Raw genomic sequence first — 19,406 nt, 5'->3', positions numbered from 1 at the left:
CACATGGCCCGCATCAGAAGAGGAAATACCGCTGGGCCATGGGGAGTTCGGCGGCCGGCGCCGCCTCGACCGGTTCGCCGTCGATCGTCACGGCGAAGCTGTCGGGGTCGACACGGACCTGCGGCATCGCGTCGTTCTCCCGCATGTCGGTCTTGGTGACGCCGCGCGTGCTGGTGATCGGCACGAACCGCTTGCCGAGCCCGAGGCGCTCGGGCAGTCCGTCCTCGATGGCCGCGTTCGACGTGAAGTTGAAGGAATTGGCCGCGGGGGAACGGCCGACCGCGCCGAACATCGGCCGGGGCAGCACCGGTTGCGGTGTCGGGATGGAGGCGTTGGCGTCGCCCATCTGCGCGTACGCTATCTGGCCTCCCTTGATGACGGTCTGCGGTTTGACACCGAAGAACGCCGGTTCCCACAGGACCAGATCCGCGAGCTTGCCCGTCCGGACCGAACCGATCTGCCGGTCGAGTCCCTGGGCCACTGCGGGGTTGATGGTGTACTTGGCGACATAGCGACGCACTCGGTGGTTGTCGGCCCGCCCGTCGCCGGGCAGGGCACCGCGGCGCCTCTTCATCACATGGGCGGTCTGCCAGGTGCGCAGCACGACTTCGCCGATGCGGCCCATGGCCTGGGAGTCGGAGGAGATGATCGAAATGGCTCCGAGGTCGTGGAGGATGTCCTCGGCCGCGATGGTGGAGGGCCGGATCCGCGATTCCGCGAAGGCGAGATCCTCCGGCACGGTGGGGTTCAGATGGTGACAGACCATCAGCATGTCGAGGTGTTCGTCGACGGTGTTGACAGTGTGCGGCCGAGTCGGGTTGGTCGAGCTCGGCAGGACGTACGGCTCCGAGACGACACCGATGATGTCCGGGGCATGTCCGCCGCCCGCGCCCTCGGTGTGGTACGCGTGGATGGAGCGACCGGCGATGGCAGCCAGCGTGTCGGCGACGAATCCGGCCTCGTTGAGCGTGTCGGTGTGGATGGCGAGCTGGGCGCCCGTCTCCTCGCAGACACTCAGGCAGGCGTCGATGACGGCGGGGGTGGCTCCCCAGTCCTCATGGATCTTCAGCCCGAGCGCCCCGGCGCGCAGTTGGGCGTGTATGGCCTCGCGCGACATCGTGTTGCCCTTGCCGAGCAGGCCGATGTTGACGGGGTACGCCTCCAGCGCCTCGAACATCCGGGCAAGGTGCCAGGACCCCGGAGTGACGGTGGTGGCCTTGGTGCCCTCGGCCGGTCCGGTGCCGCCGCCGATCAGAGTGGTGACTCCGGAGGAGAGTGCCTGGTCGACCAGGGTCGGCGAGATGAAGTGGACATGGGCGTCGATGGCTCCCGCGGTGAGCAACTTGCCGTTGCCCGCAATGATTTCCGTCTCGGGGCCGATGACCAGGTCGGGGTGGACGCCGTCCATCGTGTCCGGGTTGCCCGCCTTGCCGATCCCGGTGATCCGGCCGTCGCGGATACCGATGTCCGCCTTGACGACGCCCCAGTGGTCGATGATCACGGCACCTGTGATGACGGTGTCGGGGGCGCCTTCGGCGCGGGTGGTGCGTGCCTGGCCCATGGACTCGCGGATCACCTTGCCGCCGCCGAACACGGCCTCGTCCCCCGCGAGTCCGGGGCCGCCCGAGCGGTCCTCCTCGATCTCGACGAGCAGATCGGTGTCGGCGAGCCGGATGCGGTCACCCGTCGTGGGGCCGAACAGGTCGGCGTGGACCGCGCGATCGAGTTCAGCCATCGAGGGCACCTCCGGTCTCGCCGCGCAGGCCGGGAACGACGCGCCGTCCGGCGAGGGGGACGAGCTCGACGTCGACGGGCACACCCGGTTCGAAGCGGACGGCTGTCCCGGCTGCGATGTTCAGCCGCAGTCCGCGGGCGGCCGTCCGGTCGAAGTCCAGCCCCTCATTGGCCTCGGCGAAGTGGTAGTGCGAACCGACCTGGACCGGCCGGTCGGCGGCGTTGAGGACGGTGAGCCGGGTGACGGGCCGGCCCTCGTTGAACGGCACGGGCCCGTCCGCGTAGAGGATCTCTCCGGGAATCATCGGTTCCACCTTCCGGTCAGACGATCGGCTCGTGGACGGTGACCAGTTTCGTGCCGTCCGGGAAGGTGGCCTCGACCTGGACGTCATGGATCATCTCGGGCACACCGTCCATGACATCTGCGCGGCACAGGACCTTACGGCCCGACGCCATCAGCTCGGAGACCGTGCGCCCGTCGCGGGCGCCCTCCAGCAGATGCACGGTGATCAGCGCGACCGCCTCGGGGTGATTGAGCCGCAGCCCGCGGTCCCGACGCCGCTGGGCCACATCGGCGGCGACATGGATGAGCAGGCGTTCCTGCTCATGCGGTGTCAGTTGCATGCTTCCACCTCACAGTCCTGTGCCCCGTACCGGTCCGGGCGCGGTGGGGCATCGGCGACGTCCCACCCGACCCGTCGGTCCCGAACCGGTCTCGCGCAACGAGGTACTGCACGTTAGAGGTGAAGTTTTTCCGGCGCGTTAACTGATCTCCCCCGACTGCGAGAAACCTGGGCCGGGCAGGCCGTCCGCTCTCCAGCACTTCGGGCTCGACTCCACCGGACCTCGCAGACCGCCCGGCCGCCTCCCCGCGATGACCGCGATCAGGTCGATGTCCGCCGCCGCACCTCCGGGGCAGACGCCCGCCGCGCGCCGCGGAGGCGTTCCGTATACGGCCCGCCCAGAGCCACGCACAGGCCCCTGCGGCCGGTGGGCCGCTCAGTTGCCCGGCTCGTGCTGCCCCTTGTGCTCGGCCGCGATGCCGAAGCGCCGCCGTTCGCCGGGAGCGGACACGGCGGAATCGATCGAGGAGACCGAGCTGATGACCCGTCCCTCGGGAGCAGCCTCGTCGTTTTCGAGCCGCTCCAGGTCAGCGGCCGAAACCAACGCCACGAGCGGCTTGCCGTGCCGCGTCACGACCACGCGCTCGCCGCCGTAGACGACGCGGTTGATCAGATCGGCGAGCTCAGCTCGGGCTTGCGTCACCGGAATCTCGTAGGCCATGCTCCCATCATAACCTTCTGTACGTCCTGTACATTTTTTACAGACGCGTGTGCAAGCCCCCTCACACCCCGCAGGAGAGGCATCACCATGCTGTTCCGGCCCGCCGCCCGTCACGTACTGCCCGAGTTCACCGAGCGCACGGCCCACGGGCCCCGCACGCTCGACCCGTACTCCAAACTGCTCGCAGAACGGATCGTGTTCCTCGGCACACCGGTCGACGACGCCGCGGCCACCGACCTCATCGCGCAGTTCATGTATCTGGAACACGATGCCCCGGACCGGCCCGTCTCCCTCTACATCAACTCCCCCGGCGGCTCCTTCGACGCCATGTTCGCGATCTACGACACGATGCAGTACCTCACTTGCGAGGTGGAGACCTACTGCCTCGGCCAGGCCGGGGCCTGCGCATCGACCTTGCTTGCAGCCGGCGCCCCGGGACGACGGCACGCACTGCCCGGCGCCAGGGTCGTCGTGCAGCAGCCCCGGCTCACCGAGCCCGTGGAGGGCCGGCCGTCCGATCTGGAGATCGAGGCACAGGAATGGGTGCGGATCCGCGAGGCGCTCACCACTCTGCTGTCCCGCCACACGGGTCGCAGCACCGAACGGATCTCCACCGACATCGAGCGCGATCTGGTCCTCGACGCGACCGGCGCCAAGGCGTACGGCCTGGTGGACCACATCACGGAGAACCGCACGCCTTCACCCCTGCCGCACGGATCGAGGTGAACACCTCGTGCGACCGCCCGAGCCGCCCCCGCTTCCCGCACTGACCCGCGCCGAGGCGGAGTTCGTCGACCGCTACCTCGAAGTCCTCGACCAGCTGGGCCGGATCAACCCGGCCCGCGGCAGCGACACCTACGGCGCGCTGCGCGCCGCACAGGCGCTGGTGTCACGGGCGGGAGCACTCCGGAACGCCCTCGCACTGATGCACGAGCGCGGCGAAGCGCGGATCCACACCGCCACCCTGACGCGGGCGCTGCGTGTGCTCGACGGGGAGCGGCGCGCCGCGCGCGTCACCGTACCCCCCGTCCCGCCGAATTGATCAACGCCCGCGTACCCCGCGCGCGGCCGGAACCAGCCCTCCACCCCACGACACGCCCGACGCGAGTATCGGAATACTCGTTCTTTCGGCGTAGGAACTCTCCCCCGTCAGGGGACATCTCGACTTGCGTCCACCACGGAGCCGACGAGCGATTCCTGCTGTTCCGCCGCTGGTACGAGACCGGCCGAAGTGACCAGCAAGGGATCAAAACGGACTATGAACACCTGAACAGACTAGTCGTGATGATCCTCACATAATGTCGTTTCTATTCGGAATTCCGGCACTCATTGAGTCAAGATCCCTGGGACGACAAGCCCCCGTCGCCGCGGCGGGGCGGTCCGGGCGGACGCCGAGTCCTGCCGCCGTCCCGGATGACTGGTCGACAGAAGTGGATCGGCAGGAGTGGAGGACCCAAGCACAACGGGTCGGCCGGAACATCGGTCGACCCTTGGGGTGAAGCCGCCGCACGCGGCCGGGCAACTTCGCCAGCCCGAACCCGACAGGTCATCCTTCACAGGCGGCTGACGAAGGGTTGCGCATGACTGCGCAGGTTCATGTCCCGTCTCTGCTTGCCCGGGCCGGTACGGCCTCGGTTCTGACTCTCGCCGCCGTCGGTGGCACCGTGCTCGCCCCGGGAGGCGCCACGGAGGCCCAGGCAGCGACTCCCTCGACGAAGGCTCTCAAGGTCGCAGCGTCGAAGAAGGGGTCGCCCTACAGGTGGGGGGCCACCGGTCCCAATCGCTTCGACTGCTCGGGCCTGACGCTCTACTCGTTCAAGAAGGCGGGCAAGAAGCTCCCGCGCACGGCCCAGCAGCAGTACAACAAGACCAAGCACGTCTCGTCCTCGAAGCGGAAACGCGGCGACCTGGTCTTCTTCCACTCCGGCCGCAGCGTCTACCACGTGGGGATCTACGCCGGGAAGGGCAAGATCTGGCACTCGCCGAGGACCGGCTCGGTCGTCCGGCTGGAGAAGATCTGGACGAAGAGCGTCTACTACGGCCGCGTCCGCTGACGCCCTGCCGGCCGGATCGGGCCGCAGACGCGGCCCTGACCCGGCCGGCAGTCGGAGAGGGGCGGTGACCAGGCACCCGGGCTCGGGGCTCGGGGCCTGATGGTCCGGGGGCCGGCCGGTCAGCTCTGCACCGGGATGTACCACGGCAGCGCGATCGGGACGGTCTTGCCCCCGTCGGCGGTGGGGGTGACGTCGATCCGGCCTCCGCACTCCCCGGCCAGACAGCGAATGATCACCATGCCACGTCCGTTGTCCTGCTGAACGGCGGCGGGAAGCCGCCGGGGCCACCGGGGATGGCTGGCCGTCACCCCCAGGCTCAGCAGTTCCTCCCGCTCCAGGCGCAGGGCGACGCTGAAGGTGGGTGACTGTCCGAAGGCGTGCTGAACCGCGTTGGTCGCGAGTTCCGAGACACATGAGCAGAATGCTGTCGGCGTACTCGGTACCGGTGGCCAGTCCCCATTCGTCCAGTACTTCGGCCACATATCTCCGGGCGGCCGACACCGAGACCGGCTCGCTCGGCAGGGTGACGCTCGCTTCGTGATGGTCTGCCATGGCGCGACTTCCTTTCCCGCCCGGGCCGGCCCATGGCCGGGTCCGGGACGCGCTTCGCGCCGGATGCCCTTGACACTTCCCCCGGGTCGGCCATCCACCACGACATGCATATATCCATCGCTCAATGCGGTGAACTCCGCCACGCACGACCGTATGCAGGCGTCACACGGTCCGCTCGGCAGCAGGGGGACAGCTGACGGGAGCGGTCCGCCGCACGATCGCCACGGCGGAGTCGATCTGTTCCGGTGTCAGGTCGGCGCGTGCGGTCAGCCGCAGTCGGGAGACACCGTCCGGCACCGACGGCGGCCGGAAGCAACCCACCGCCATGCCCGCGGTGCGGCAGTCGGCCGCCCACCGCACCGCCGCGTCGGCCGACGGCGCCCGGACCGACACCACGGCCGCGTCGGGGCGGACGGCCGTCAGACCGGCCTCGGTCAGCCGTTCGTACAGGGCGGTGGCGACCGCGCGGACCCGGTCGGCGCGTTCCGGTTCGCGGCGGAGCAGCCGCAGGCTCCCCAGTGCGGCACCTGCCGCGGCCGGCGCGAGCGCGGTGTCGAAGATGAACGTACGGGCCGTGTTGACCAGGTGATCGATGACCCGGGCCGGACCGAGAACCGCTCCACCCTGACTGCCCAGGGACTTGGAGAGCGTGAGTGTGGCGACGATTCCCTCCCCGCCCGCGAGTCCCGCGGCAGCCGGACCGCCTCGGCCTCCCTCGCCCAGCACGCCGAGGCCGTGCGCGTCGTCGATGAGCAGGGCGGCACCCTCCGCCCGGCAGGCACGGGCCAGTTCGGGCAAGGGCGCGGCGTCACCGTCCACCGAGAAGACCGAGTCGGTGACCGTCAGCGCGCGTCCGCCGTGGCCGTGCAGGGCTTTGCGTACGGCATCCGGATCGGCATGCGGGACGACGGTGGTCTCGGCGCGGGAGAGCCGGCAACCGTCCACGATCGAGGCGTGGTTGCCCGCGTCGGAGACGATCAGCGAGCCTCGGCCGGTGAGCGCGGTGAGGGCGGCGAGGTTGGCCGCATAGCCGGATGACAGCACCAGGGCCGCCTCGAAGCCGCAGAAGTCGGCCAGCTCGCACTCCAGTGCCGCGTGCAGTGCGGTGGACCCGGTGACGAGCCGCGAGCCGGTCGCCCCCGCTCCCCACCTGCGCACGGCGTCGGCCGCGGCCGCGGTGACCTCGGGGTGCCGGGTCAGCCCCAGATAGTCGTTGCTCGCAAGGTCCAGAAGATCTGATCCGGCGGGACGGGGGCGGAGGGTGCGGACGAGTCCGGCGTCCGCACGGCGGCGCGCCTCCGCGTCGATCCAGTCGAACGGGGCGAAGGACATGAGCGGTCCCTTGGGTAGGCGGCTCACCGACCCTAATGCCCCGGCAAGCGACGTTCGCCCCGTGAGGATCGCCCGCCGGGGCATGAGCGGAGGGCGCGGGGAGTCACACTGTGGGCCGTCCACACATGCGCGACTGGTTGTGTTGTCCGGTTCGTCCTTGGCCGCGGGCGGTCCGTAGGCCAGGATCGGGACCATGGACCTCCTGAACACGCTGGTGGACAAGGGGCTTCGGCGCGCATTGCCGACCCGCGAAGAAGCGCTCGCCGTACTGGCGACCACGGACGACGATCTGCTCGAAGTGGTGGCCGCGGCCGGGAAGGTGCGCCGCCAGTGGTTCGGGCGGCGCGTGAAGCTGAACTATCTGGTCAATCTCAAGTCCGGGCTCTGCCCCGAGGACTGCTCGTACTGCTCCCAGCGGCTCGGCTCGGAGGCCGGGATCCTCAAGTACACCTGGCTGAAGCCGGACGAGGCGTCGAAGGCTGCCGCCGCCGGGGTGGCGGGTGGCGCCAAGCGGGTGTGTCTGGTGGCGAGCGGCCGCGGTCCGACGGACCGGGACGTCGACCGGGTGTCGGAGACCATCGAGGCGATCAAGGAGCAGAACGAGGGCGTCGAGGTGTGCGCCTGTCTCGGTCTGCTCTCCGGAGGACAGGCCGAACGTCTGCGGTCGGCGGGCGCCGATGCGTACAACCACAACCTCAACACGTCCGAGGGGACGTACGGCCGCATCACCAGCACCCACACCTATGCCGACCGGGTGGAGACGGTGCAACAGGCGCAGGCCGCCGGGCTCTCCGCGTGCTCCGGGATGATCGCGGGGATGGGTGAGAGCGACGCCGATCTGGTCGACGTCGTCTTCTCGCTGCGCGAGCTGGACCCGGACTCGGTGCCGGTGAACTTCCTCATCCCGTTCGAGGGAACCCCGCTGGCCAAGGAGTGGAACCTCACCCCGCAGCGGTGTCTGCGCATTCTGGCGATGGTCCGGTTCGTCTGTCCGGACATCGAGGTGCGGCTGGCCGGCGGGCGCGAGGTGCATCTGCGTTCCCTGCAGCCGCTCGCCCTGCACCTGGTCAACTCGATCTTCCTGGGCGACTACCTCACCAGTGAGGGGCAGGCCGGGCAGGCCGATCTGGACATGATCGCGGACGCCGGTTTCGAGGTGGAGGGCGCGGAGACGACGACGCTGCCCGCGCACCGTGCGCGCGCCGGTGGCGGCTGCGGCACGCAGGGTGGCGGGTGCGCACCCTGCGGCGACGCGCCCGTGGAGGGTGCCACCGGTACCGGTGAGGTTCCGGCGGCACGTACGGATCTGGTGACGGTCCGCCGTCGCGGCGCGGGTACGGATCTCGCCCCCAATGCCTGAGGTCCTCACCCCGGCGGAACTGCGCGGCCTGGACCGGGCCCACGTCTGGCACCCGTACGGCCCGATGCCGGGGCGTCAGGAACCCCTGGTCGTGGAGTCCGCATCCGGGGTTCGTCTCCGGCTCGCCGAAGCCGCCCACGGGCAGCGCGAGTTGATCGACGGCATGTCGTCCTGGTGGTCGGCCGTGCACGGGTACAACCACCCGGTGCTCAACGAGGCGGCACGTGATCAGCTGGGCCGGATGAGTCATGTGATGTTCGGCGGGCTCACCCACGAGCCCGCCGTGCGGCTGGCCGCCCGGCTGGTCGAGATCACCCCCGAGCCCCTGCGGCATGTCTTTCTCTCCGACTCGGGGTCGGTGTCGGTCGAGGTCGCGGTGAAGATGTGCCTGCAGTACTGGCGCTCGGCGGGACGGCCGGCCAAGCAACGACTGCTGACCTGGCGGGGCGGCTATCACGGGGACACCTGGCAGCCGATGTCCGTGTGCGATCCCGAGGGCGGCATGCACGAGCTGTGGTCGGGCGTCCTGCCCCGGCAGGTCTTCGCGGACGAACCACCCGCCGGTTTCGACGCGGAGCCGGATGCCGCGTACGTTCAGCACCTTAGGACCCTGATCGCGGAGCACGCCGACCGGCTGGCCGCGGTGATCGTGGAGCCGGTGGTGCAGGGCGCGGGCGGGATGCGGTTCCACTCCCCCGCGTATCTGCGGGTGCTGCGCGAGGCGTGCGACGAGCAGGACGTGCTGCTGGTGTTCGACGAGATCGCCACGGGTTTCGGCCGTACGGGCAAGTTGTTCGCCGCCGGGCACACGGGGATCTCGCCCGATGTCATGTGCGTGGGCAAGGCGCTGACCGGCGGCTACCTGACGATGGCGGCGACGCTGTGCACCTCGCGGGTGGCGCAGGGCATCTCACGCGGCGAGGTGCCGGTCCTGGCGCACGGGCCCACGTTCATGGGCAATCCGCTCGCCGCGGCCGTGGCGTGTGCCTCCATCGATCTGCTGCTCGGCCAGGACTGGTCGAAGGAGGTCGAGCGGATCGGCAAGGGGCTGCAGAACGGTCTCGCCCCGGCTGCGGAGGTGCCCGGGGTGCGGGATGTCCGGGTGCTCGGCGCGATCGGTGTCGTGCAGCTCGATCACGAGGTGGACGTGGAGGCCGCGACTCGGGCGGCGGTACGGGAGGGCGTGTGGCTGCGGCCGTTCCGTGATCTCGTCTACACGATGCCGCCGTACGTGACCGGTGACGACGACATCGAACGGATCGGCCGCGCCGTGTGCGCTGCTGCGCGGGAGGGCTGAGATGACGGTACTGGTGGTGACGGGTACGGGCACGGAGATCGGCAAGACGATCGTGACCGCGGCCGTGGCGGCGGCGCACCGGGATCGCCGGGTCGCGGTGCTCAAGCCCGCGCAGACCGGGCTGGCGCCCGGTGAGGCCGGGGACGCCGCCGAGGTGGCGAGGCTGGCCGGCCGCCATGTGACTGCGGTCGAACTGGCCCGGTTCCCCGAGCCGTTGGCGCCGGCCACGGCGGCTCGCCGGGCCGACCTCCGGCCGGTCCGGCCCCACGAGATCGCCGAGGCGGCCGGCAAGCTGGCGACCGACCACGATCTGGTGCTGGTCGAGGGAGCGGGTGGCCTGCTCGTACGGTTCGACGACGACGGTGCGACCCTCGCCGACGCGGCAGGGCTGATGGCCGCACCCGTCCTGGTCGTGGCACCGGCCGGACTGGGCACGCTCAATGCCACCGCGCTGACCTCGGAGGCACTGCGGGTCCGGGGGCTGGAGTGCCTCGGTGTGGTGGTCGGCAGCATGCCGGCCGGGCCCGACCTCGCGGCGCGCTGCAACCTGGAGGACCTTCCGGTGGCGGCGGGCGCTCCGCTGTTGGGTGTGGTGCCGGCCGGCGCGGGGGCGCTCACGCCCACCGACTTCCGTTCCCGGGCGGGGAGTTGGCTCTCCCCGGAGCTGGGCGGCAGCCGGCCCGTCGCCTGAGGGAGTGGCCTGCGGGGAACGGGGGAGAATCGAAGGATCCGCACCTTTCCGGTGGAGTGCACCGTCGAGGAGGCCCCGTCATGCGTCTGCGCAGCACGAAAGTCCCACAGGAAGCGGTGCACCACCCCGTCTTCGCCCGTTTCTACGCCCGGATGAGTGTGGCCGCGGAGACCAGGGCGGGGATGGCGGCGGTGCGCTCGGAGCTGCTGGCCGGCCTGTCGGGCCGGGTCATCGAGGTCGGGGCGGGCAACGGCGTCAACGGCCCGGGACTGAGGTCCCGGGCTTGCGCAACGGGGCATCACTGGCGGTGATGACGCGTTCGCGTCCAGCCCCGGCCCGCTGTCGCGGGGGTGGGGCAGGGGCCGTAGACGGGGCCCCGCGTCGCCACAACGTTCGTGCGCGTGCACGGATGTTGCGGGAGCCGTTCCGGTCCGCGTGATCAACGAATCCGCAGGACCGGCACGCGAACCACGCCTGGGAGACCCGGTTCGCCCTGTCGATGTGCCCGCACTCGGCGCAGGTGCGCGAGGTGTACGCCGGATCGACGTACACCACCGGCACCCCGGCCCGGGCGGGCCTTGTACGCGATGAACTGCCCCAGCTGGGCGAAAGCCCAGCTGGAGTGGGTGGCCCGTTGGGGCTTTCGAAGCCGTACCCGCTCGCGGATGCCCGTGAGATCCTCCAGGGCGATTCCGCGACCGGTGCGTTCCGCCTCGGCCACCACATGCTTCGCGATCTTGTGGTTGATGTCCTTCGCCCGCCGCGCCTCCTTGCGCCGCCGCTTCTTCAGCCGACGCCTGGCGGACGGGGTGTTCTTCTTCTGCAGTTTGGCGCGCAGCCCGCGTTCGCGGGCCCGGATCCGGTTCAGCCCGCGCCCGGCCATGATCTGCCCGTCGGAGGTGGTCGCGATGTTCACGATCCCCAGGTCGATACCGAGGAAGTCCACCGGATCCGTGTTCGCTTCGGCCTCGGGGACCTCGCAGGTGGCCAGCAGGAACCACATGCCGTCCCGGTACACCAGGTCGGACTCGCCCTTGCGGTACAGGGCCAGGGTGGCCAACTGCTCCGGCGAGGCGGTGAACGCCACATCCTCCACCCGGCCCGACACCGTCCAGATGGAGACCCGCCGCCCGGGAACCTGCCAGGACAGCATCCGGTCGTCATAGGGCTGCGCACTGTCCAGCCGGAAGGCGACCGGCTTCCCGACGGCCTTCCGGTGACGCCGTGAGCCGGGCCTGCCCAGATTCCCGGCCCGAAGGTTCGCCCTCAGGGCGGTGTATGCGTCACAGACCTTCTTGATCACGTGCTGGGCAGCCTGAGCACCCAGCCGCCAACGGGACTTGACACTGTCGTACGTGTGTCTACGCAGCGCGAAGTTCTTGAACTCCCCACGCGCGAAGGCCACCTCACTGACCCAGCCGGCAGCTTCGTTGCAGGCGCGCAGAGTCGCCTCAGCGCCGCCGCCTGCACGGGCGTGGGCAGCAGTTTCACCTGCACGACCAGCTTCACAACCGCGACGCTACCCGGCCCCTCCCAGCCCACGCATTCGAACACCGCAATGTCACTGCCCCAGCCTGCCGGGCGCTCCGCACCGGACGCCACCGCGCTGCTCCGCACCGCTCAGCCGAGGATGCGATTCCTCCCAGGCGTGAACGCCCGGGGCTCCTCGCAAGAACAGGCTGAACTTCGCCCACTACCCGGCCACGGTCTCGGAGGTCGTGGCCGTCGAACCCGAGTACCGCCTGCGGCAGTCGGCGATGCAGTCGGCGCTGCGGGCCGATACCCCGGTGGACGTGGTACCGGGTGCGGCGGAGGCCCTGCCGGTGAAGAGCGAGTCCTTCGACGGAGCCGTCGCCTCGCTGGTGCTGTGCTCGGTACGGAGTGTGGAGCGCGCGCTCGCGGAGATCGCGCGGGTGCTGCCACCTGGGGGCGAGCTGTGCTTCTTCGAGCATGTGCGGGCCGACGACCGGCCCATGGCGGCGGCACAAGGTGTGCTCGACCGTACGTTCTGGCCACGGGTGGCGGGCGGGTGTCACACGGGACGCGACACCCTGGCGGCCATCGAGAGAGCCGGTTTCACGGTGGAGACCCACCGCAGGGTGAGGATGCCCGAGCGGGGAATCCGGCTGCCCACGTCCGCATGCGTCCTGGGCAGGGCGCGGCGGCCGGAGGCGCCGAAGTGACACATGACTTCCCCACGGCTCACCGGCGGTGTCACAGACTCCACTGCCGCAGCTCGTCGGCGATGACCCGGACGTCCGCCTTGTCCACCTTGACCAGCCGAGCCAGGTCGCGCACCTGCTCGGGTGAGGTGACGACCTTCAGCCCGGACGCGACGAGGTAGCCGTAGGCGACAGCCGAGGAGAACATCGCGTTGGAGTGTTCGAGCGCCGGAACATGGAGCAGCAACTGCAGGAGCGCGGCGGCCCTGGTGTGCGGGTCGCTGTAGACGGGGCTGCCGAAGATCTCGGCCTCGTGACGGGCCACGGCCGCCACCAGCGCGCCCCAGTCGACGACCTGGGGGTCACCAGGGGTCTTGTGCTCGGCCACCATCAGCAGCCAGGAAAGGTCGATCCGGAGGTTCAACACGTGCCTTTGCGCTCCGGGCCGAACTCCTCAGCGAACACCGACTCGTACTGCTTCATGAAGTCGGCCGCGGCCTCGACGAAGGTGTGTCCGACCTCGCCCGCATCCTGCTTCACGAGCTCTTCTATGTAGCGGTTCACGCTCATCCCCCTCTGCAGCGCGCGTTGCCGCGCGGCCTCGGCGGTGGCCTCGTCCACTCTCACGTTCAACTGAGTCTTGGGCACGGAAAAACGCTAGCGTGGGTACGCTAGCGCCCGCAAGGGGAGCCCTTGCGAGCCCTGGGCGACGGTGCCCCTCGACAGCTCGGCCCGCCGGTCGCCGCGGCGACACCGCCGCCGGGCCCTCGCGGCCTCGCTCCCGTTGACTCATATCGCAATATCGGTGGTCCGGCAGGTGGCCCCTCTGCTTGGCTCGACCCATGAATGATCTCCGCATCCGCTGCGCCGGCCTCGACGACATCGCCCCCGTCCTGGAGTTCTGGCGCACAGCCGCAGAAGGAACGAGCATCAGTGACGACCACGACGGAGTGGCGCGGCTCATCGCACGAGACCCCGAAGCACTGCTTCTGGCAGAGCGTGACGGTCTGCTCGCAGGAACCGTCATAGCCGGATTCGACGGGTGGCGGTGCTCCGCCTACCGACTGGCCGTACACCCTGACCACCGCAGGCAGGGCATCGCCGCGGCCCTGATGGCGGCGACGGAGGCTCGATTCTCCTCCCTGGGCGGTCGACGGGTGGACGCCATGGTCCTGGAGGCCAACGAGCGGGCGCATCACACCTGGACCTCGGGCGGATACCAGCGCGAGGATCACTGGCGGCGCTGGGTGAAGCCCCTCAAGAGCTGAGACGCCCCGAAAAGACCGGGACGCCCCGAAAACGCGGATGACTTTGCCGATCCTTTACGATGGGTGTCTTCGTGACCCATCTTCCGAAAGGTGTGAGCGTCCGCCCATGGGCGAGCCTCCCAGTAGTCGACATCTCCGATACCGTCGCCACCAGGCGATTCTCCCGCCTCTGTCCGATCATGGGACGGAGGTGAACCGATGACCGAAGTGCTTCTGCTGCTCGTGGCGGTCGCGCTCTCGCTCGCCTGCGGTGCCTTCGTCGCGGCCGAGTTCTCACTGACGACAGTCGAACGCGGTCAGCTCGAACAGGCCGTGGAACGGGGTGAGCGCGGCGCGGCCAGCGCTCTGAAGGCTGTACGCAGCCTCACGTTCCAGCTCTCCGGCGCACAGCTCGGCATCACCGTCACCAACCTGGTGGTCGGCATGCTCTCCGAGTCCTCCATCGCGAAGCTGATCCGCGGACCGGTGGAGGCCGTGGGTCTGTCCCCCGGCGTGGCGTCCTCGCTGGCCCTCGTCCTGGGGACCGCTCTGTCCACCGTGTTCCTGATGGTCGTCGGTGAACTCGTCCCGAAGAACTGGGCCATCTCCTCCCCGCTCACGCTGGCCAAGGCGGTGGCCACCCCGCAGCGCGCCTTCACCGCCGTCTTCCGGCCGTTCATCAGCCACCTCAACAACACCGCGAACCGGATCCTGCGCCGCTTCGGTCTGGAGCCGACCGAGGAGCTGGCCTCCGCCCGCAGCCCCCAGGAGCTGGTGGCACTGGCCCGGCACTCGGCAAAGGAAGGTGCGCTGGAGGCGGACACCGCGGAACTGTTCGTGCGCACACTCAACCTGGCGGAACTCACGGCGGAGAACGTCATGACCCCGCGGGTGCAGGTCACCGCGCTGGAGGTGCAGGCGACCGCGGAGGACGTCGCCAACGCCACGCGCGCCACCGGGCTGTCCCGCTTCCCTGTCTACCGGGGCAACCTGGACACCGTCGTCGGCGTGGCGCACATCAAGGACGTACTGGCCATCCCGGCCGATCAGCGACCCCGTACCCGTGTCTCGGAGCTGCTGCGCGAGCCCCTGCTCGTGCCGGAGTCCCTCACCGTGGACCGGCTCCTGGACCGACTGTCCGGGAAGCTCGCCATGGCAGTCGTCATCGACGAGTACGGAGGGACGGCCGGTGTCGTGACACTGGAGGACATCGTCGAGGAGGTGGTCGGCGAGGTACGCGACGAGCACGACCCGCACGAGACGCCGGACCTCGCGGCGGCGGGCGAGGACGCCGACGGACGGATCCTGTGGTCCGCCGATGGCGCCGCCCGCCTCGACCAGCTGAAGAGAATCGGACTGCGGGTGCCGGACGGACCGTACGAGACACTCGCCGGACTCGTCGCCACCGAGGTCGGCCGCATCCCTGCCGTCGGCGACTCGATCGAGCTCGCAGGCTGGCGGGTCGATGTGGTGGACGCCTCCGGGCGCCGTGCCGCACGAGCCCTGCTGCACGCACCACTGCCCGGACACGAAGAGCAGACGGAGGAAGAACGATGATCGCCGTCCAGCTCCTCATCGGACTGATGACCCTGGTCGTCAACGCCTTCTTCGTCGGTGCGGAGTTCGCGCTCATCTCCGTACGCCGCAGCCAGATAGAGCCGGCTGCCGAGAACGGGGACCGGCGGGCGCGCAGTGTCGTCTGGGGTCTGGAACACGTGTCGGCGTTGCTCGCGGCGGCGCAGTTGGGCATCACGCTGTGCACCCTGGTCCTCGGTATCGTTGCCGAGCCGGCCATCGCGCATCTGCTGGAGCCCGCCTTCGACCTGGTGGGCGTGCCACAGGCACTGATCCATCCGATCTCGTTCGTGATCGCGCTGGTCCTGGCGACGTATCTGCACATGCTGCTCGGCGAGATGGTCCCGAAGAACATCGCCCTGGCCGAACCCGTCAGGGCGGCGCTGCTGCTCGGACCGCCGCTGGTGACCCTCGCCAAGGCACTGCGCCCGGTGATCTTCGCCATCAACGCCTTCGCCAACGGGCTGCTGAAGCTCCTGCGGGTCGAGACGAAGGACGAGGTGTCCGCCACGTTCTCCGACGACGAACTGGCCATGCTGGTGAAGGACGCCGGGGACGCCGGCCTGGTCGACGACCGGGCGGCCGAGCGGCTCCACCATGCTCTCGAACTGGGCCGCCGCCCGGTGCGGGACGTGGCGTTGCCGGTCGAGCGGATGATGTACGCGAAGATCGGCACAACGCCGGAGCAACTGGAACAGCTCTCGTACAAGACCGGTTTCTCGCGTTTCCCGGTGATGGGCAGCGAGGAGCGGATCCTGGGCTACCTCCACGTGAAGGACGCCCTGGACGCCACCCCGCGCGACGTACCCTTCCCCGTGACGGCCATGCGGCCGATCGCCCGCGTGCGGGCGGCCACCCCGCTCGACGACGTGCTGACCGCTCTGCGGCGCAGCCGCACCCACCTGGCGGTGGTTCTGGACGAGGACGACCGGCTGGCCGGAATGGTCACGATGGAGGATGTCCTGCGCGAGCTGGTGGGGCGCCCCCAGGCCCGCTGACCGACGGATGCCCGCGAGGTGGGACGCGGTGCGGGTTCCCAAGGGGTGGAGGGGGCGGCCTGGCCCGCGCCCCCTCCCCTCGGACCGGCCCGTCCCCCGGCCCGCCTGCGCCGGCGGCCGCGTCCCGCCGCCGTGGCCGTGTGCCGTATCACGTGCAGCGCTGCCGGAAAGTGCTCGAACACAGCCGCGATACGATCCCCTCACCATGGAAACAAATGCCTCGTACAGCAGTCTCGTCGCGGTCGGCGACTCGTTCACCGAGGGCATGTCGGACCTGCTGCCCGACGGCTCGTACCGGGGCTGGGCCGATGTCCTGGCCGGACGGCTCGCGGCCCGGACGCCGGGATTCCGCTATGCGAATCTCGCCGTCCGGGGCAAGCTGATCGGCCAGATCGTCGACGAGCAGGTGGACGCGGCCGCCGCCATGCGGGCGGATGTCGTCACGCTCGTCGGTGGTCTCAACGACACCCTGCGCCCCAAGTGCGACATGGGCATGGTTCGCGGACGGCTCGAAGAGGCCGTGGAACGTCTCGCTCCGTCGTGCGGGAAGCTCGTCCTGATGCGCAGCCCGGGCCGCAACGGTCCGGTCATGGAACGCTTCCGTCCACGGATGGAGGAGCTCTTCTCGCTGGTCGACGAGTTGGCGGCCCGCCACGGAGCGGCGGTCGTCGACCTGTACGGGGCACCGGCCCTCGGCGATCCGCGTCTGTGGGACGTGGACCGGCTGCATCTGACGGCCGACGGACATCGCAGGGTGGCCGAAGCGGTGTGGCAGACGCTCGGGCTGCCGCCCGAGATTGACTGGCGCACACCGCTCCCCGCCGCCGCGCCCCCGAAATGGGCGGTACGCCGCGTCGAGGACCTCCGCTTCGCCCGGCAACACCTGCTGCCGTGGATCGGCCGACGCCTGACCGGCCGCTCGTCCGGGGACGGGCGCACCGGCGCCCAGTACAGCGCGGAACTGGGCAGGGCCTTCTGGGTGACGCCCGAGGACGGCCGCGTGCCCGGCCCGGTGGCATCGTGGAGCCCGGTGCACGTGACGGACCTCTCGTAGCAACCCACAAACCGGACCAGGGCGCTGGCCTGCACAAATCGCCAGTAGAATCTGGACACGTGACTGCTGTGTCTGCGAAGCCTCGCATCCCCAATGTCCTGGCCGGCCGCTACGCCTCCACGGAGCTGGCCGTCCTCTGGTCCCCCGAGCAGAAGGTGAAGCTGGAACGTCAGCTGTGGCTGGCGGTGCTGCGTGCTCAGAAGGACCTCGGGATCGAGGTGCCGGACGCCGCCCTCACCGATTACGAACGTGTCGTCGACCAGGTCGACCTTGCCTCGATCGCCGAGCGCGAGAAGGTGACCCGTCACGACGTCAAGGCCCGGATCGAGGAGTTCAACGCCCTCGCCGGCCATGAGCAGGTCCACAAGGGCATGACCTCCCGCGACCTCACCGAGAACGTCGAGCAGCTTCAGATCCGGCTCTCCCTGGAACTGATGCGCGACCGCACGGTGGCGGTCCTGGCCCGGCTCGGCAAGCTGGCGGGCGAGTACGGCGAGCTGGTCATGGCCGGCCGCTCCCACAATGTCGCCGCGCAGGCGACCACGCTCGGCAAGCGTTTCGCGACCGCGGCGGACGAACTTCTGGTCGCCTACGAGCGCCTCGAGGACCTGCTGGGGCGCTACCCCCTGCGGGGTATCAAGGGCCCGGTGGGCACGGCGCAGGACATGCTCGACCTGCTGGGCGGCGACACCGAGAAGCTCGCCGACCTCGAACAGCGCATTGCCGGTCACCTCGGTTTCGCACACGCCTTCACGTCTGTCGGCCAGGTCTACCCGCGCTCGCTCGACTACGACGTGGTGACCGCGCTGGTGCAGCTGGCGGCCGCACCGTCGTCGGTCGCGAAGACCATCCGTCTGATGGCCGGTCACGAGCTGGTGACCGAGGGCTTCAAGCCGGGACAGGTCGGCTCGTCCGCGATGCCGCACAAGATGAACACCCGCTCCTGCGAGCGCGTCAACGGTCTGATGGTCATCCTGCGCGGTTACGCGTCGATGACCGGTGAGCTGTCGGGTGACCAGTGGAACGAGGGTGACGTGTCCTGCTCCGTCGTCCGCCGCGTTGCGCTCCCCGACGCGTTCTTCGCCTTTGACGGCCTGCTGGAGACCTTCCTGACGGTGCTCGACGAGTTCGGGGCCTTCCCGGCCGTCGTCGCCCGCGAACTGGACCGTTATCTGCCGTTCCTCGCCACGACCAAGGTCCTGATGGGGGCGGTTCGCGCGGGTGTCGGCCGTGAGGTCGCCCACGAGGCGATCAAGGAGAACGCAGTCGCCTCGGCCCTGGCCATGCGCGAGCAGGGTGCCGAGCGCAACGAACTGCTCGACAAGCTGGCCGCCGACGAGCGCATCCCCCTGGACCGCGCGCAGCTGGACGCACTGATGGCCGACAAGCTCTCCTTCACGGGAGCGGCGGGTGACCAGGTCACCGTGCTGGTCTCCCGTATCGAGGAGATCGCCAAGCAGCACCCGGAGGCCGCCGGATACACGCCTGGCTCCATCCTCTGACGGTTCCGACACAACCGGATGACACCCGAGGAGCTCCAGTCCGCTCGCGACCGCACCGTCCCGGATGTGGTCGCGAGCGGCCTGCGTGTGCTGTTCTGCGGGATCAACCCGAGCCTGATGACCGGGGCGACGGGCCACCACTTCGCCCACCCCGGCAATCGTTTCTGGCCGGTGCTCCACCGGTCCGGCTTCACTCCCCGCCGGTTGAAGCCCTCCGAACAGACCGAACTGCTCCGGTACCGCCTGGGCATCACCAATGTGGTCGCCCGCGCCACCGCACGGGCGGACGAGCTGTCCGCCGAGGAGTTTCGTGAGGGCGGGCTGATCCTCACCGCCAAGGTCGAGCAGCTGCGACCCGAGTGGCTGGCGGTTGTCGGGGTGGGCGCCTATCGAACGGCCTTCGGCCGCCGGAGTGCGCGCATCGGCCCCCAGGACCACTCCGTGGGCGGCGCCCATGTCTGGGTCCTGCCCAACCCCAGCGGCCTGAACGCACACTGGACCGCTGAGACCATGGCTCAGGAGTACGAACGACTCCGCGCACGCGTCGAAGACGGCCACTGACTT

General features: G+C 69.8%; 19 protein-coding genes, 4 pseudogenes and 1 riboswitch. Of the genes and pseudogenes, 14 read left to right on the top strand and 9 right to left on the bottom strand.

Annotation, left to right across the window (positions count from 1 at the left end):
• Positions 1-13 precede the first annotated feature (13 nt).
• The 4 genes from AB0L71_RS22115 to AB0L71_RS22100 all read right to left on the bottom strand — a co-directional run bounded on the left by AB0L71_RS22115 (position 14) and on the right by AB0L71_RS22100 (position 3,018).
• Positions 14-1,735, bottom strand: coding sequence for an urease subunit alpha (locus AB0L71_RS22115; RefSeq protein WP_365245543.1), 1,722 nt, complete (start codon positions 1,733-1,735; stop codon positions 14-16).
• A complete protein-coding gene (locus AB0L71_RS22110; RefSeq protein WP_365245540.1) occupies positions 1,728-2,039 on the bottom strand; it encodes an urease subunit beta in 312 nt (103 codons plus the stop codon). Before AB0L71_RS22110 ends, AB0L71_RS22115 begins: the two co-directional genes overlap by 8 nt.
• Positions 2,040-2,055: 16 nt before the next feature.
• A complete protein-coding gene (locus AB0L71_RS22105) occupies positions 2,056-2,358 on the bottom strand; it encodes an urease subunit gamma (protein WP_365245537.1) in 303 nt (100 codons plus the stop codon).
• A gap of 375 nt (positions 2,359-2,733) precedes the next feature.
• Positions 2,734-3,018, bottom strand: coding sequence for a type II toxin-antitoxin system Phd/YefM family antitoxin (locus AB0L71_RS22100; RefSeq protein ID WP_365245535.1), 285 nt, complete (start codon positions 3,016-3,018; stop codon positions 2,734-2,736).
• Between the two features lie 90 nt (positions 3,019-3,108).
• On the opposite strand from AB0L71_RS22100, the gene AB0L71_RS22095 reads away from it, so the two are divergent.
• The 3 genes from AB0L71_RS22095 to AB0L71_RS22085 all read left to right on the top strand — a co-directional run bounded on the left by AB0L71_RS22095 (position 3,109) and on the right by AB0L71_RS22085 (position 5,072).
• Positions 3,109-3,744, top strand: coding sequence for an ATP-dependent Clp protease proteolytic subunit (locus AB0L71_RS22095; RefSeq protein WP_365245730.1), 636 nt, complete (start codon positions 3,109-3,111; stop codon positions 3,742-3,744).
• A 7-nt stretch (positions 3,745-3,751) separates the two neighbouring features.
• The gene (locus AB0L71_RS22090) at positions 3,752-4,060 is read left to right on the top strand and encodes a hypothetical protein (RefSeq protein ID WP_365245532.1); all 309 of its coding nucleotides are present in this window, start codon (positions 3,752-3,754) and stop codon (positions 4,058-4,060) included.
• A 350-nt stretch (positions 4,061-4,410) separates the two neighbouring features.
• Positions 4,411-4,595: riboswitch (cyclic di-AMP (ydaO/yuaA leader) on the top strand.
• 3 nt (positions 4,596-4,598) lie between these two features.
• Positions 4,599-5,072 (top strand): C40 family peptidase, encoded by a 474-nt coding sequence (locus AB0L71_RS22085; RefSeq protein WP_365245529.1) that lies wholly within the window; start codon positions 4,599-4,601, stop codon positions 5,070-5,072.
• Between the two features lie 119 nt (positions 5,073-5,191).
• Here the strand turns inward: AB0L71_RS22085 and AB0L71_RS22080 are convergent.
• Both AB0L71_RS22080 and AB0L71_RS22075 read right to left on the bottom strand, forming a co-directional pair.
• Positions 5,192-5,624: pseudogene (locus AB0L71_RS22080) on the bottom strand (ATP-binding protein).
• Positions 5,625-5,786: 162 nt separating this feature from the next.
• Entirely contained in the window at positions 5,787-6,956 is a 1,170-nt protein-coding gene (locus AB0L71_RS22075) for an 8-amino-7-oxononanoate synthase (RefSeq protein ID WP_365245526.1), read from the bottom strand.
• 193 nt (positions 6,957-7,149) lie between these two features.
• Between AB0L71_RS22075 and bioB the strand changes: the two genes are divergently transcribed.
• From bioB to AB0L71_RS22055, 4 genes and pseudogenes are all read left to right on the top strand, one after another.
• A complete protein-coding gene (gene bioB / locus AB0L71_RS22070; RefSeq protein ID WP_365245524.1) occupies positions 7,150-8,316 on the top strand; it encodes a biotin synthase BioB in 1,167 nt (388 codons plus the stop codon).
• On the top strand, positions 8,309-9,613 hold the full coding sequence (locus AB0L71_RS22065; RefSeq protein ID WP_365245521.1) for an adenosylmethionine--8-amino-7-oxononanoate transaminase: 1,305 nt from the start codon (positions 8,309-8,311) through the stop codon (positions 9,611-9,613). The genes bioB and AB0L71_RS22065 overlap by 8 nt, the downstream gene beginning before the upstream one ends.
• Before the next feature lies 1 nt (position 9,614).
• Positions 9,615-10,304, top strand: coding sequence for a dethiobiotin synthase (bioD, locus tag AB0L71_RS22060; RefSeq protein ID WP_365245518.1), 690 nt, complete (start codon positions 9,615-9,617; stop codon positions 10,302-10,304).
• A gap of 80 nt (positions 10,305-10,384) precedes the next feature.
• Positions 10,385-10,564: pseudogene (locus AB0L71_RS22055) on the top strand (SAM-dependent methyltransferase); the annotation flags it as partial.
• Here AB0L71_RS22055 and AB0L71_RS22050 read toward each other — a convergent pair.
• A pseudogene (locus AB0L71_RS22050) lies at positions 10,560-11,813 on the bottom strand (transposase). The pseudogenes AB0L71_RS22055 and AB0L71_RS22050 overlap by 5 nt on opposite strands.
• A gap of 164 nt (positions 11,814-11,977) precedes the next feature.
• Here AB0L71_RS22050 and AB0L71_RS22045 point away from each other — a divergent pair.
• Positions 11,978-12,487: pseudogene (locus tag AB0L71_RS22045) on the top strand (methyltransferase domain-containing protein); the annotation flags it as partial.
• Between the two features lie 31 nt (positions 12,488-12,518).
• Here the strand turns inward: AB0L71_RS22045 and AB0L71_RS22040 are convergent.
• A complete protein-coding gene (locus tag AB0L71_RS22040; RefSeq protein ID WP_365245727.1) occupies positions 12,519-12,890 on the bottom strand; it encodes a fic family toxin-antitoxin system, toxin component in 372 nt (123 codons plus the stop codon).
• Positions 12,887-13,114, bottom strand: coding sequence for an antitoxin (locus tag AB0L71_RS22035; protein ID WP_365245515.1), 228 nt, complete (start codon positions 13,112-13,114; stop codon positions 12,887-12,889). Before AB0L71_RS22035 ends, AB0L71_RS22040 begins: the two co-directional genes overlap by 4 nt.
• A gap of 194 nt (positions 13,115-13,308) precedes the next feature.
• Here AB0L71_RS22035 and AB0L71_RS22030 point away from each other — a divergent pair, with 194 nt between their 5' ends.
• The 6 genes from AB0L71_RS22030 (at position 13,309) to mug (ending at position 19,403) form a co-directional block, all read left to right on the top strand.
• Positions 13,309-13,734, top strand: coding sequence for a GNAT family N-acetyltransferase (locus AB0L71_RS22030; protein ID WP_365245512.1), 426 nt, complete (start codon positions 13,309-13,311; stop codon positions 13,732-13,734).
• A 198-nt stretch (positions 13,735-13,932) separates the two neighbouring features.
• On the top strand, positions 13,933-15,270 hold the full coding sequence (locus AB0L71_RS22025; RefSeq protein WP_365245510.1) for a hemolysin family protein: 1,338 nt from the start codon (positions 13,933-13,935) through the stop codon (positions 15,268-15,270).
• Positions 15,267-16,286 carry a hemolysin family protein gene (locus AB0L71_RS22020; protein WP_365245507.1) on the top strand — a complete coding sequence of 340 codons (1,020 nt, stop codon included), beginning with the start codon at positions 15,267-15,269 and terminating at the stop codon, positions 16,284-16,286. Before AB0L71_RS22025 ends, AB0L71_RS22020 begins: the two co-directional genes overlap by 4 nt.
• A 205-nt stretch (positions 16,287-16,491) precedes the next feature.
• The gene (locus AB0L71_RS22015) at positions 16,492-17,340 is read left to right on the top strand and encodes an SGNH/GDSL hydrolase family protein (RefSeq protein WP_365245504.1); all 849 of its coding nucleotides are present in this window, start codon (positions 16,492-16,494) and stop codon (positions 17,338-17,340) included.
• Positions 17,341-17,399: 59 nt separating this feature from the next.
• Positions 17,400-18,842, top strand: coding sequence for an adenylosuccinate lyase (purB, locus tag AB0L71_RS22010; RefSeq protein ID WP_365245502.1), 1,443 nt, complete (start codon positions 17,400-17,402; stop codon positions 18,840-18,842).
• Positions 18,843-18,860: 18 nt separating this feature from the next.
• Entirely contained in the window at positions 18,861-19,403 is a 543-nt protein-coding gene (gene mug, locus AB0L71_RS22005; RefSeq protein ID WP_365245499.1) for a G/U mismatch-specific DNA glycosylase, read from the top strand.
• Positions 19,404-19,406 lie beyond the last annotated feature (3 nt).

Source organism: Streptomyces sp. NPDC052052 (assembly GCF_040680455.1).
GTDB lineage: Bacteria > Actinomycetota > Actinomycetes > Streptomycetales > Streptomycetaceae > Streptomyces.
This window is presented reverse-complemented; position numbering and strand designations above follow the sequence as displayed.